The sequence below is a fragment of the Colwellia sp. MB3u-41 genome (assembly GCF_014076845.1).
In the GTDB taxonomy this organism is placed as follows: Bacteria; Pseudomonadota; Gammaproteobacteria; order Enterobacterales; family Alteromonadaceae; genus Colwellia_A.
Window position 1 is genome coordinate 243,535 of sequence record NZ_JACGUT010000077.1, and the last position, 13,268, is coordinate 256,802.

At 37.3% G+C, this 13,268-nt stretch carries 10 protein-coding genes; 9 read left to right on the forward strand and 1 reads right to left on the reverse strand.

All coding sequences use genetic code 11. From position 1 onward, the window contains the following. The first annotated feature begins 97 nt into the window (after positions 1-97). Genes H4J73_RS10270 through H4J73_RS10280 form a run of 3 tightly spaced genes read left to right on the forward strand, consistent with a single transcriptional unit; the run spans position 98 to position 5,303 of the window. Positions 98-3,427: a hypothetical protein gene (locus H4J73_RS10270; protein ID WP_182223477.1), complete on the forward strand. Its 3,330-nt coding sequence runs from the start codon at positions 98-100 to the stop codon at positions 3,425-3,427. Between the two features lies 1 nt (position 3,428). Continuing rightward, complete coding sequence (locus H4J73_RS10275) at positions 3,429-3,626, forward strand: DUF1289 domain-containing protein (RefSeq protein ID WP_182180615.1); 198 nt, start codon at positions 3,429-3,431, stop codon at positions 3,624-3,626. Positions 3,627-3,644: 18 nt separating this feature from the next. After that, on the forward strand, positions 3,645-5,303 hold the full coding sequence (locus H4J73_RS10280) for a response regulator (protein ID WP_182180613.1): 1,659 nt from the start codon (positions 3,645-3,647) through the stop codon (positions 5,301-5,303). On the opposite strand, the gene queG is transcribed toward H4J73_RS10280, so the two are convergent. Beyond that, the gene (queG, locus tag H4J73_RS10285) at positions 5,290-6,450 is read right to left on the reverse strand and encodes a tRNA epoxyqueuosine(34) reductase QueG (protein ID WP_182180611.1); all 1,161 of its coding nucleotides are present in this window, start codon (positions 6,448-6,450) and stop codon (positions 5,290-5,292) included. The two genes, H4J73_RS10280 and queG, sit on opposite strands and share 14 nt — an antisense overlap. A 48-nt stretch (positions 6,451-6,498) precedes the next feature. On the opposite strand from queG, the gene H4J73_RS10290 reads away from it, so the two are divergent. The 6 genes from H4J73_RS10290 to hfq all read left to right on the forward strand — a co-directional run bounded on the left by H4J73_RS10290 (position 6,499) and on the right by hfq (position 13,197). Next, positions 6,499-8,121 (forward strand): NAD(P)H-hydrate dehydratase, encoded by a 1,623-nt coding sequence (locus H4J73_RS10290; RefSeq protein ID WP_182180610.1) that lies wholly within the window; start codon positions 6,499-6,501, stop codon positions 8,119-8,121. Positions 8,122-8,130: 9 nt separating this feature from the next. Beyond that, positions 8,131-8,613 (forward strand): tRNA (adenosine(37)-N6)-threonylcarbamoyltransferase complex ATPase subunit type 1 TsaE, encoded by a 483-nt coding sequence (tsaE, locus tag H4J73_RS10295; RefSeq protein WP_182180608.1) that lies wholly within the window; start codon positions 8,131-8,133, stop codon positions 8,611-8,613. Positions 8,614-8,651: 38 nt separating this feature from the next. Then, the gene (locus tag H4J73_RS10300) at positions 8,652-9,956 is read left to right on the forward strand and encodes an N-acetylmuramoyl-L-alanine amidase (protein WP_182180606.1); all 1,305 of its coding nucleotides are present in this window, start codon (positions 8,652-8,654) and stop codon (positions 9,954-9,956) included. Positions 9,957-9,989: 33 nt separating this feature from the next. Continuing rightward, entirely contained in the window at positions 9,990-11,867 is a 1,878-nt protein-coding gene (mutL, locus tag H4J73_RS10305; RefSeq protein ID WP_182223478.1) for a DNA mismatch repair endonuclease MutL, read from the forward strand. Positions 11,868-11,871: 4 nt separating this feature from the next. Continuing rightward, positions 11,872-12,837, forward strand: a complete 966-nt coding sequence (gene miaA, locus H4J73_RS10310) for a tRNA (adenosine(37)-N6)-dimethylallyltransferase MiaA (RefSeq protein WP_182180765.1) — start codon at positions 11,872-11,874, stop codon at positions 12,835-12,837. A 102-nt stretch (positions 12,838-12,939) separates the two neighbouring features. Continuing rightward, a complete protein-coding gene (gene hfq / locus H4J73_RS10315) occupies positions 12,940-13,197 on the forward strand; it encodes an RNA chaperone Hfq (protein ID WP_182180602.1) in 258 nt (85 codons plus the stop codon). Positions 13,198-13,268 lie beyond the last annotated feature (71 nt).

Sequence of the window (13,268 nt, forward strand, 5' to 3'; positions counted from 1 at the left end):
ATGAAAGCATTGATAACCATTAAAAATCGTTGATTCTTAGTGATAATTCCCTACACTGTATTTTTCTATAAATTTACCGTTGAAGGTATAGAACAATATGGACGTTTCTCGTTACTTTTCTCAGCAATTATCAGGACGATTTTTTAGGATTGCTTTACTTTCCTTTCTTATATTCTCTGTGATAACCGCACTTTTAGTCTTTCGCGACAATCAAGTTACCTCATTCGCAGAGAAAGATCTGCCGTTATTAACGCAACAAAACCAAAGGCAACAGCAAGTATTACTGACTTATTTGGCACTAGATAATTTAGCTCAACGTACACATGCCGATAAGTTAAAGCCTGACTATGTAAAGGCCCAACAAAAAATTAATAATATTTCACTATTGATAAACAATAATAAACCTCAGCTAGATTTAATGTATATAGGTCATAAAGAGTTTGCTGGTGTTGTTGATAAATTGACTAAAAATCACGATAGAAACTACCAGCTAAAACAAAATACGATTATTCAATTACAGCTTATTAATGATCAGATATCGACTGATATTAAACAAAAGCAGCGACAAAAAAAACTATTACTTCAGCAAATCAGTTCAGACAAGTTTACTGACAACGTAACGGCAACAAGAGCTAAAGCCTACGCAACGCAAATAACGGAACTGAGTCATTTGCAACAATTACAACAAACAATTATCCATGCATTGTTAGCCTTTCAACAATTAAATCTTCAGTATTCTATTCTTGATTTTGATGATGTAAGTACTGAGCTAAGGCAAGCTTTAACAAGTTATTTACCGACTAAAAATGTGGTCAGTAAAAATACTTCGTTATTAACAAAACAATTAATAATGTTAGAACAGTTATTATTTTCACAGCAAAATACGGTGGCAAAGTGGCGTAGCCATTTATGGTTGTCGCGTTTATATGTCGAATTTATAAAACAACAGCAACAACAATTACAAAAACTAGTGTTGGACTTTTCATTCGTAGAGTCTGTTTCATTAAATAAAAAATTGTTATTAATCGATTGGCTTCCTGCCAAGGTAACAACCTTACTAAGCCAACAAAAAATCGTTCTAAGCAACCAACATTTACAGTTAGCGATACTTGGTTTTATTGCGCTACTTTTTTTATTTTTAGTGAGCATGATATTCAATACCAAGAGAAAAATAAAAAAGTATGGCCAAGAAAGTGTACCGCTATTTATGGCGTTTATTGAAAGTAGGGTTAACAATGGAGATGAAAAACTTACCCCCAATTTTTTGAATTCTATGGAAAATAAAAAAATTGCAGAAAAAATGCAAATAGCCCTAGAAACAATGGTTAATCCTGCACATAGTGAAAAAGAATTTCAGCAACAACTTTTAGAGCTACAAATTACTAATAAAAATAGTAGTCAACAAGTTGAAGAAATTAAAAAGCTGAAAAACGCTATAAATAAATTAGAACAGGTCAGTGATAAAAAAAGTCTGCAGCTAATATCTAAACATAACACCGATAACGAAAAGTTAAGTAATATGGTGGTACGTACTATGTTGCAAAGTCAGAGTGTATCCATTGGCTCTGGTGTTACCTCACTTCAGGTTTATCGGCAATTATCACGCATCTTTGATTGGTGTCGACAAAATGAAATTCGAAATCAGTTTTCGTCTGCTTTACAACCGATGACATTGAGCGATGTCGCCTTGTACAACGAAATAGATGCGGCACTACTTAATATTATTAGCGATACACATTTTCAGCGTAATAATATTTACTATCTCCAGGACGAACAATTGTTAACACACGCGAAATTGGATATACGTTTATTCCACCGACTTTTAAATGGCATTTGTCGATTACTGCTTGTTGACTTATTTAAAGCTACCTTACAAATAAGTACCCGTGTCATTGATAAAAACGAAGGTCAGCAAATGGTGCGTTTTGACTTTTCTGTTATAGCCAAAAAGGCAATAGCAAAAGTACCTGAGGAAATAAAACGTCTATTATTGGTGGAAAGTTCGGAGTCTGCGAAAATAACAACAAATGATACTCTTGCCTACTTGAGCCTACTTTTTGACACTTTAAATGTCACGGACAAAAATGTTCAATTTCAAGAAAACGGTTATCAATTCTCATTTACGTTACCGATTGCTTTTACTGATATTGTTCAAGAAATATCAGTAAATAAAATTGATTTGCAGCAAACGAATGTTTTATTACTCTCAAGTGACAACAACATCTGTGGCATTATCGAAAAAGCGCTTGTTTCAGCTAATGGTTTAATTGAAAGCTTAGCAAAACCAGCGTTAATTTTTCCGCGTTTAAGCACAACAAAACTGATGAGTAACAGGGTTGATCTGGTTATTTTAGGTAGCGATCTTTATATAAAGTGGTTTGAAAAAATCCAGCAACATATATCGAGCTTAGCAACAAATATTCAGCCCAAACTCTTCGTTATACAACCCAATTTCAATGCTCCTATAGAGCGGCATGGTTTGTTTGAACAAGGAGCTAACCCGCTACAAATATCTGCGTTACAACAAAGTATCTATGATTTTTTAACAACAGAAAAAGCGAGTAATCATAAACTTAATGCAAGTCTGTTTATCGAACATCAGTATTTAATGACACAGGTTGAAGTACTTTTTGCTGTAGAAGCTCCTACTAAGCACCTAACGTTAATACGTATTTTACAGTGGTTAGGATTACAAGTGAAAATTGTTTCTCAGCCTAAGGCTATGTCTAAATTTTGGAGTTCTGGGCGATATTTATTATTATTTACTGGGTTTGAGCAATCACCTTTTATTGAAATGGCTGCAGGTAAAGGCGTTCGCCGCGATATATTTACTTTTAGTAAAAGTAGCTTTTCAACAAAAAATATTCCATCATTGGCAGAGAAGTGGCGTGTCTCTGTTGTCCCCAGACTTGATGATATTGACGCTTTAGTGACACTTTTACAGCCTTGGCTAAAGGCAAAGCAAACTCAAGCAATTTCTAATGCACCGCTAGAAGAGCAAAATAACGACAGCCAAAAGCGGCATACGAGTAAAGAAATTGACCAAGTACACTCGGCGTTAGATTTAACACCCGCATCGAGAAGTAATCAGTCGGAGCCGCTTAATTTAGAACAATATGCAAACACCCAAGGTTCTGCAGAACTGGCAATCGTGATGCTTGATGATTACATTGCTGATATTAATGATGTGGTTAGACAATTATCGACAGCGCTTGATGAGCAAAATTACCCCTTAGGTATAAGCTTGATCCATAATTTAATGAAAACAGGCACAATATTAGCTGCTCAAAACTTGCTTGATACGTGTAAACAATTACTGTTTGAACTTAATCAAGATAAAATACATGAACATCAGCTGATTATGGTGTTGTTTGGACAATTGAATCATCAGAAACGGCTGTTAAGTCTGTTTGCTGAGGCAATATAAAGTGACTTTTGAAGCGGATAAAAACACTAACGTAGCCAGTCCTTGTACGAGAAACTGTTGTTTGAATACGGACGATGTTTGTCTTGGCTGTTTTCGACATATTAATGAAATTTTGGCATGGAAAAACTATAAAAATCATGAGAAAAACAAGGTGATTAAAACGTGCGAACATAGGCGAGTTACTGCGCAAGAAAAATGATCTAAAGGTAAATGTTAAATGGAAATTACTGAAAAAAATGAGCTAGATGACTTTTCTCAACTTACTGTATTAATAATAGACGACAACCGGTTAGTTCATGACACCTTAAAAAGGGGATTATATGACATTGGTATTAATCACGTAAAATGTGCTGAAAATGCTTATTACGGTATAAGGTTATGTGAAACAGAACGTTTTAATATTGTTATTTGCTCATTTAATGTTAACAGTGATAAAGATGGTTTTCATTTACTCGAAGAATTAAAGTTTAGAGGCCATGTTAATAAAACCACTGTACTCATTTTTCTTAGTACTGAAACCAATGAGTCTCTCGTTAATTCTATTGTAGAATTGCAGCCTGATGATTTTTGGGTAAAGCCACTTGCGCCTAAAAATGTCAAAGAACGCTTAATACATACTTTGCAAATTAAGAAGCAATTATTCAATATGTATCGAGCGAGCGATACGAAGAGTTTTTCAAAAGTTATTTATTTTGCAGACCGTCATTTAGCTAATGAGCGTTTACATCATTTTCATTCAAACATATCACGTATGAAAGGTGAGGCTTATTTAAGTCTTTTAGAGTTCGAGACAGCAGAAGGTTTCTATAAAGGTTTAATGAAAACCTATACCTATGCTTGGGTATATTTGGGTTATGTAAAGTCTTTATTAAAACAAGGACGTATTAAGGATATTTATGACTTACTCGAAAAACTGATAAAAAAACCTGCTACTCGGTTTGGTGCTCACGATATGCTTGCTCAATATTATATTGAACAAGCGCAATTTGACAAAGCTTACGATGAGATAAAAAAAGCCACTGAGTTATCGCCACGAAATATTGAACGTAATAAAAAATCATGGGATTTAGCGCGTCTTAATCATGACCATGAAGGACAATATATTGCGACACGTAATATCGTCAAACAAGCAAAAAACTCTATTCATGATTCCCCTGAACTCCTTTTAAACCTGATTCGATCAGGTATTGACTTAGCTGGCGCACTTACAGACGGAAGGGCATCTATTGTTTTAAAGCAAACAGATAAAAACATTAAACAACTTGAAAGTGAATATAGTAACGATATAAGTGAATTCAAACAGCAGTTGTTAGTGATAAAAGCACGTTTATATATTGTGCGAGAACATAAAGGTAAAGCGACTAAGCTCATTTTAAATCACGTTGACTTGAAAGCATCCACTCAAATTGAAGACAACCTTGACAAAGTTAAAGTATTTCATGAATTAGGTATGCGTGAAGAGGCATTGAAAATGTTAGATGTCATTAGTAATCAAGTTTCAGGTGATTCACTGACGAGCCAAGTCATCAATAAATACATCGAACAAGAAAGTATTGAGCGTGTTGAAATTAATTTTTCTCCTAAACAATTGAATGACATGTCGATTGAGCATTTCGAAAAAAACCGTCTTAAACCCGCACTTGACGCTATTCAGCAAGCACTGAGATTAACGCCTCATAATATTAAATTGACGATGCGATTGTTAAAAATATTGATTGCGTTAAAGGAAAGTAATGAATTTGAAGAATGTCATGATATCTTCGGGAAAGAGGCTATTGAAGTACTCTTATCTTCAAACGTCAAGGGGAGTGGTCTAGAGGCAATTGAAAAACTTAAAATAAAGTGGCAAGAAGCTGAGCCAATTAAGCGTCTCTAGGTAAACCTTTTTCAACACTGCGAATCAATCGTTCAGTTAACCGTTGATTTTTTACGTGTATCTTACTTTGCTGTTCTATTGCAATACGCTTGCTTTCCTGTTGGCTCAGTGCCCAAGTCATATGTTCAGCGACCATAGACTCCGCGCTAACTAAGTTATGCTGTAGTGCTTGAACATTTGCTTCGTTATACGGAGCATTACCCAGTGCAACGGCAATATTTCGTTGCCAGCTATTAAAGCCAATACGGCGGATTGGTGAGCCTTCGGTTTTACTGAGAAACGTTTGTTCATCCCAGTTAAAGACCGTCAGTAATTCAATGTTATCAAGATTTTGACGTGGCGAGAAATCACCTTCATGTGTCAGGTTTGCAAATTTATTCCATGGACAAATAAGCTGGCAATCATCACAACCGTAAATTCTATTACCAATTAAGGGTCTAAATTCTTCAGGGATCGCATCTCGTAATTCAATGGTTAAATAAGAGATACAACGACGAGCATCAACGACGTAAGGGGCCACTATTGCTTGAGTTGGACAAATTTTAATACAAGAGACGCAACTACCACATTCATTAGCTGTTTTATCACTGGTCGGTAAGGGTATATCAACTAAAAGTTCGCCAAGAAAAAACCATGAACCCGCATTTTTGTTGATCAAGAGTGAGTGCTTGCCTACCCAGCCTAACCCCGCTTTTTCTGCTAATGGCCTTTCTAAAATGGGGGCAGAGTCAACGAATGGACGAAAATTAAACGCTTCACAATATTCACTAATTTTATCACCAAGTTGTTTAAGGCGTTTACGGATTAATTTGTGATAGTCTCGGCCTAAAGCATAACGGCTAATATAGGCATGATCTTTCTTTTTAAGGGTACGCGCAAATTTAGCATCGGTAGGTAAATAGTCCATGCGTACACTAATTACTCGTGTTGTGCCCTCAACAAGCTCTTGAGCGCGTGCTCGCATTAAACCATGCTTTTTCATGTAGTCCATTTCACCATGGTAGTTGTTTTCTAACCACTGGGTTAATGCTTTTTCATGGCTTGATAAGTCAATATCGCTGAAACCTACCTGGGAAAAGCCTAATTCTTGACCCCAAAGCTTGATTTTTTCGGCTAATTCTTGATAGTTGATCGTAGATGTTGTCATAGTTACATTGTTGTCGCAGGAAAATTAACCGAAAGTTGGATAAAAATAATGAATATAAAAATCTTAGCAGCAAGTTTACCACAAGCGGCTTTTTCCGCGAAGCAAGTGTTGAACAATGAAGAAAAAGTTGCAAAAAAGCAAAAAATTGAAATGTATTCATTAATGAAAAGTGCAGGTGAGGTTACTTTTCAACATATACAACAAACCTATTTATTAAAGTCTAACCTAGAAAACGAGTATCTTTTAAAGCCGAAAATTTTAGTGATTTGCGGTAAAGGAAATAATGGTGGTGACGGTTTTGTTTTGGCGAGTTTAGCTGCACAGGAAGGCTTTCAAGTCACTGTTTTACTTACCGTACCCCCACAGGAACTCTCAGGTAATGCTTTAACTGCTTACCAACACTACACAGTGATTAATAAAGCTAAAGATGCATTGGTTTTATTTGAACAGCAAAACTGCAATGATGAAACGGTGGTGAATTTTCAAGGCGCCCTAATCGTTGATGCAATTTTTGGTATTGGTTTTAAAGGAAGTTTGCCGCCATGCATCGTTACTTTGGTTGACGCTATTAATCAGCATTTAGCGCCAGTGGTCAGTGTTGATGTTCCGTCTGGACTTTGTGCAACAACTGGCTATGTGGAAAGTTCAGCGGTTGTTGCGCAGAGTACAGTCACTTTTATTGCGCTTAAAAGTGGCTTGTTAACAGGGCAAGCAATGAATCACGTTGGTCAGTTATATTTTGCTGATTTAGATCTGGGTTGCGAGTTTTCAGCACAAATCTCGAATGAAGCTTCCGTGTTAGGTGAGTCGGTATTTCAGTATCTGCCAACACGTGTGGCCAGCAGCCATAAAGGAAATATTGGCTTATGTATGGCGATTGGTGGCGAGAAAGGTTTTGCGGGGGCCATTAGGTTATCTGCAGAGGCTGCTTTACGAAGTGGCGCAGCATTGGTCAGTGTTTGTTGTCATCAAGCCAACCAAGCATTCGTATTTAATGGGCGGCCTGAATTGATGTTAGCACCGACTTGTGCTGAAAAATTATCAACTAATGATGCATTTATTAACGCTAAAATCTATGTGCTTGGCCCGGGGTTAGGTCAAAATAACTGGGGTATGGCGTTATTTAATTTGGTTTTAGCTCAACATAAACCTTGTGTCATTGATGCGGATGGCTTGCGTTTATTGGCAAGCGATTATTATCAAGGTCTATTGGGAGAGTACCTTAAAAATAATGATTGGATATTAACGCCACATCCTGGTGAAGCGGCTGCATTATTAGATTGTACAGTAGCAGACATAGAAAGAGACCGTTTTAGTGCAGTGAAAAAAATTGCCCGACAATATAACTGTGTTTGTGTATTAAAAGGCTCAGGGAGCTTAATCAGTGATGGACAACATGCTTGGATAAATACAACAGGAAATTCAGGTATGGCTAGTGGTGGTATGGGGGATGTCTTGTCAGGTATTATTGCAGCGGTCGTTATGCAAAAAAATATGGTTAAAGGTTGGAGCAAAAAGCAAAAGACCCTCAATTATGCACAACTTACTGCTCTGGCTGTTTATATTCATGGGAAAGCCGGCGATTTTATTGCACAAAAGCATGGTAAAATTGGTATGCTAGCAAGCGACTTATTGCCTATTATCCCGCAACTTATTAATAAGAAACTTTAGAATATACTAATGAAAGAAATACTTACAAACAAACACTACTTATTACCTGATGAATCCGCAACCATAGCCATGGGTAAAAAACTGGCTGATATTGTACAAAAAAAACTTAAACAAGGTATTGTTGTTTATTTATACGGTGATTTAGGTGCAGGAAAAACGACGTTAACACGAGGTTTTGTACAAGGTATGGGGCATATTGGTCACGTTAAAAGCCCAACTTACACTTTAGTTGAACCCTACGAACTGAATAATTGGTTAGTATACCATTTTGACTTATATCGATTGTCTGACCCTGAAGAATTAGAGTATATGGGCATTCGAGATTACTTTGCGCAGAATTGCTGCTGCTTTATAGAGTGGCCGGAAAAGGGGCAAGGTATGATTAAGGCGCCTGATTTACGTATCGACTTAGCGTATAGTGATGAACAAAGAACTATTAATTTCCAAGCAAAAACCACGCTGGGTCAGCTTGTGCTGAGCTCACTGGCTTAATGTAGTTTGAAATAAGCAAAAGGAAGGGAAAGCAGTAAATGAATATTCGATCGTTATTTTTAGCTATTTTATTACTTTTTAGCGGTTTTTCTTCTGCCTACGGTAATAGTATTGACGGCGTTCGTGTTTGGCCTGCACCTGAGAATACACGTATTGTTTTTGATTTAAGTGGAGTACCTGACTATAAGTATTTCAGTTTAAAAAAACCTCAACGGTTAGTCATTGATTTTAAAAATAGTAAAAATCACGTTTCGTTTAAGAATCTTCTTAAAAAAGACAAGCGTATTACACGCATTCGTACCAGCAAGTCTCCTACTAAAGGAACAACACGCTTAGTATTAGAATTAGCTAACAATTATTCTCTAGCTGTTTTCCCCCTTGCCCCCGCAGGACAATACGGCAATCGTTTAGTGATTGATTTATTCGATCAGGAAAAAATCACCCAGCGTGCGCATACGCCACAAAATAATCAACGCGATATCATCATAGCCATTGATGCCGGACATGGCGGCGAAGACCCAGGCTCGGTGGGTGGGAAGGGGACTTATGAAAAACGCGTTACGCTAGCGATTGCAAAAAAACTTGCGACTTATATCAATAATGAAAAAGGGATGAAAGCGGTAATGGTTCGCGATGGAGATTATTATGTCTCTGTCGGGCGACGTAGTGAAATAGCCAGAAAAAGCCAGGTCGACTTTTTAGTGTCCATTCATGCCGATGCTTTTAGAACCCCACAGCCAAGTGGTGCGTCAGTGTGGATTGTATCGCATAAACGTGTAGAGTCAGAAATGGCAAAATGGTTGCGTAACCGATCTAACAACTCAGAGTTATTAGGTGGTGGAGGGGGCGTAATCAAAAATACCCGTGATGATAATTTGGCGAAAACCTTAGCTGACATGAATAAAGAGCACTCACAAGGTGTCAGTATCAGTATGGCAGCGAGCGTAATTAAACAATTAAAAAAAATCACTAAGATGCATAAGAAATATCCACAAAATGGTAATTTTGGTGTGTTAAAATCTTCTGATATCCCCTCAATTTTGGTAGAAACAGGCTTTATTTCTAACCACAGAGAAGAGCAAAATTTAAATTCTAGTGCCCATCAAAGAAAACTCGCTAAAGGTATTTTTAAAGGCATTAAAAATCATTTTCTGTCTCAACCACCGATGGGAAGTTTTTATGCCTCTATTGAAGAACGTCAGCACAAAATTACTCGTGGTGAATCTTTGTCGGTGTTGGCGCAGCGTTATAGCGTTTCAGTAAGACAATTAAAACTCGCAAACAATCTAACGTCTAATACCGTACGCATAGGTCAAACATTAAGAATACCTCGTGCCGATTAATTTCATTATAAAATAGTTAATAGATCAAATTTTATGACCATAGAAATCCTTCCCGCTCGTCTTGCTAACCAAATTGCCGCGGGTGAAGTCGTAGAGCGCCCTTCATCAGTGGTGAAAGAATTAGTTGAAAACAGTTTAGATGCTGGCGCAACGACCATTAAAATAGATATTGAAAAAGGTGGCGCTAAACGTATTCGTATTAGCGATAATGGCGCGGGCATTGTTAAAAATGAACTCACCTTAGCGCTAAGTCGCCATGCAACCAGTAAAATTAAAGATTTAAATGACTTAGAAGGCATATGCAGTTTAGGTTTTCGTGGTGAGGCACTGGCAAGTATTAGCTCTGTTGCTCGTTTAACGTTGACCTCAAAGCCTGCTGAGCAAGAATCAGCGTGGCAAGCAATTGCGGAAGGCCGAGATATGGCGGTGGCATTGCAACCAGCCGCACATCCCAACGGTACAACTATTGATGTCGTTGATTTGTTTTTCAATACGCCAGCTAGGCGAAAATTTCTGCGCACCGAGAAAACAGAATTTTCTCATATTGAAGAAGTCATTAAGCGTATCGCTTTGGCACGGTTTGATGTGAGCTTTATTTTGTCGCATAACCAAAAAGTGATAAAACATTTCAAAGCGGTTAATAATAAAAGCTTATATGCGAAGCGCGTAGCGCAAATTTGTGGTCAAAAGTTTATTGAACATTCACTTGAAGTTGATTGTCATCATGGTGATTTGCAATTGTCGGGTTGGGTAGGGCTACCAAGCTTCGCGCGCAGCCAAAATGACTTATGTTTTAGCTATGTTAATGGTCGCATGATGCGAGATAAGTTGATTAATCACGCGATTCGCCAAGCTTACAGTAATATGCTGCCAGCGGATACTTATCCCGCTTTTGTACTTTTTCTGGTGCTTGATGTGCGTGAAGTTGATGTTAATGTGCATCCTGCAAAGCATGAAGTACGTTTTCATCAAGGCCGTTATATACATGATTTCATCTACTCGGTTTGTCATGACGCGTTAAGTGAAAATGCAAATGTGGCTGAGGTGCCTGTTCAAGGTAATCAATCTGCCACTCTTTCACACATTCAGCCTGAAATGAGCGGGGTAAATTACCCACAAGCCAATCAACACGAAAGCGTTCACCAAGTAGAGCGTGACTATATTAAGCCATTGACTAAAGTGACTGATGTACATGTTCAATCTTATGAGCATCGCCCTCAAAATAATCAATCCTCTTATACACAAAGCAATAACAAAGTCAGTAGAAGTGCGGCTCAAGCTTATCAAACATTAATGACACCTTTGTCTGACAAAGAAAATACTGATGAAAGATTAAAAACCGTTAATGACAACCAAACCCTAGTACTGGGCGATGTGGTTGACAAACAATATGCTGTGATTACACTTAATAATGAACTGCGTTTATTAGCGTTAAATAAACTAGAACAAGCGGTTAAATTGCTTGATGTTCAAAACAGGTGGCAACATAACTTTGTAAGCCAACCGCTATTATTACCCATAAAAATATCGTTAGATAACAATCAAGTCAATTTTGTTGAACAACAGACGGATGCTTTGAAAAAAATAGGCATCGTTGCCAGTGTTTTAACAAAAACTAGTGTGCAGGTTCGCGAATTTCCTGCCTTATTGAGAAATAAAGATGTTAACTTGAGCTTTAATAACCTACTAAAGTTTTTGTTTTTGCAGGATGTCCAGAAATTGGAAAATAGTGATTGGCAACAGGCGTTTGCAAGTTTGTTGACCGCTGGTGTCTATGATAGCCAAGAAGCTAATAATCTACTTCATTTGGGTGAACAAAAATTTAATTCTACTTTTGAACAGCAGCTACGCTTGAATTCGGTAGTGGTAGACCTCACATCCTCAATAAGAAAGTTAACGAATGCCAATTAAGCTGATGTCTGAAGTTCTATCCTTAAACGTTATTGACAGTAAACAAAGTAAATTACCGCCAGTAATTTGTTTGATGGGGCCGACTGCCGCGGGGAAAACAGCGTTAGCGATGGCATTATATGATGCACTACCATGCGATATCATCAGCGTTGATTCTGCACTTGTATACCGAGATATGGATATTGGCACAGCCAAGCCAACGGCTGAAGAATTAGCAAAGTATCCACATCGTTTAATTAATTTAATCGATGCTAGTGAAAGCTATTCAGCCGCTGATTTTTGTCGTGATGCATTAATAGAAATTGCTAAAATTCGAGCAAATAACCGTATACCTTTATTGGTAGGCGGTACGATGATGTACTTTAAAAGCTTAATTGACGGGATCTCACCTCTGCCATCTGCAGATGTTAGTATTCGTGAAGCCATCGAAGCTGAAGCTAAAGCGTTAGGTTGGGGCAATATACACCAGCAACTTGCTGTAGTAGACCCCATTTCTGCCGAACGTATTCATAAAAATGATCCGCAACGATTAATGCGAGCGTTAGAAGTCTATCGACTTACTGGCAAAAGCATGACTGAATTAACGAAAGTTAAAGGTGAGCGACTTAGCGGCGATGTTCTACAATTTGCTATTTCACCTAAAGAACGTAAAGATTTACATGCTCGTATCGCGCTAAGATTTGAGCAAATGATAGCACAAGATTTTGAATCAGAAGTTGTTAAATTAAAGCAACGTAATGATTTAAATAAAGATTTACCCTCCATCCGTTGTGTTGGTTATCGCCAGATGTGGGAATATTTAAATGATGAAGTCGACCATGATGAAATGGTCTTCAAAGGCATTTGTGCGACACGTCAATTGGCAAAACGACAGTTGACTTGGCTGAGAAATTGGCCAAATCTACAATGGCTGCATATGGAAGATGAAAATAATTTAAAACTAATTTTGTCTTCTGTAAGCAAACTTTAAACCTTGATGTATAATGAAAACAGTTGCATAGTAAGTAACTAGTTTTATAACGAAAAAACTCGACAATACATTTATTAAAAATAACAAAAAAGGGGCCACACAATGGCAAAGGGGCAATCTTTACAAGACCCATTTTTGAATGCTTTACGACGTGATCGCATTCCGGTAGCAATATATTTAGTTAATGGCATTAAACTACAAGGACAAGTAGAGTCATTTGATCAATTTGTTATCTTACTTAAAAATACAGTAAGTCAAATGGTTTATAAACACGCGATTTCTACTGTTGTTCCTTCACGGGCAGTTTCTACTATGCCAGCGCCTCAAACAGGTGATTATAATCAGGAACAGCAAGATTAATGATTTTATTGAGTTTGGTTATACGCCAAATATTAAATGTACATAAATCTTTTTTGGTTTAACTATTTAGT

What these genes read in the sequence shown, in the direction of transcription:
- miaA (WP_182180765.1), top strand. Translation starts at nt 11,872, where the DNA reads ATGTCTGAAGTTCTATCCTTAAACGTTATTGACAGTAAACAAAGTAAA.
- mutL (WP_182223478.1), top strand. Translation starts at nt 9,990, where the DNA reads ATGACCATAGAAATCCTTCCCGCTCGTCTTGCTAACCAAATTGCCGCG.
- H4J73_RS10290 (WP_182180610.1), top strand. Translation starts at nt 6,499, where the DNA reads ATGAATATAAAAATCTTAGCAGCAAGTTTACCACAAGCGGCTTTTTCC.
- hfq (WP_182180602.1), top strand. Translation starts at nt 12,940, where the DNA reads ATGGCAAAGGGGCAATCTTTACAAGACCCATTTTTGAATGCTTTACGA.
- tsaE (WP_182180608.1), top strand. Translation starts at nt 8,131, where the DNA reads ATGAAAGAAATACTTACAAACAAACACTACTTATTACCTGATGAATCC.
- H4J73_RS10300 (WP_182180606.1), top strand. Translation starts at nt 8,652, where the DNA reads ATGAATATTCGATCGTTATTTTTAGCTATTTTATTACTTTTTAGCGGT.
- H4J73_RS10270 (WP_182223477.1), top strand. Translation starts at nt 98, where the DNA reads ATGGACGTTTCTCGTTACTTTTCTCAGCAATTATCAGGACGATTTTTT.
- H4J73_RS10280 (WP_182180613.1), top strand. Translation starts at nt 3,645, where the DNA reads ATGGAAATTACTGAAAAAAATGAGCTAGATGACTTTTCTCAACTTACT.
- queG (WP_182180611.1), bottom strand. Translation starts at nt 6,450, where the DNA reads ATGACAACATCTACGATCAACTATCAAGAATTAGCCGAAAAAATCAAG.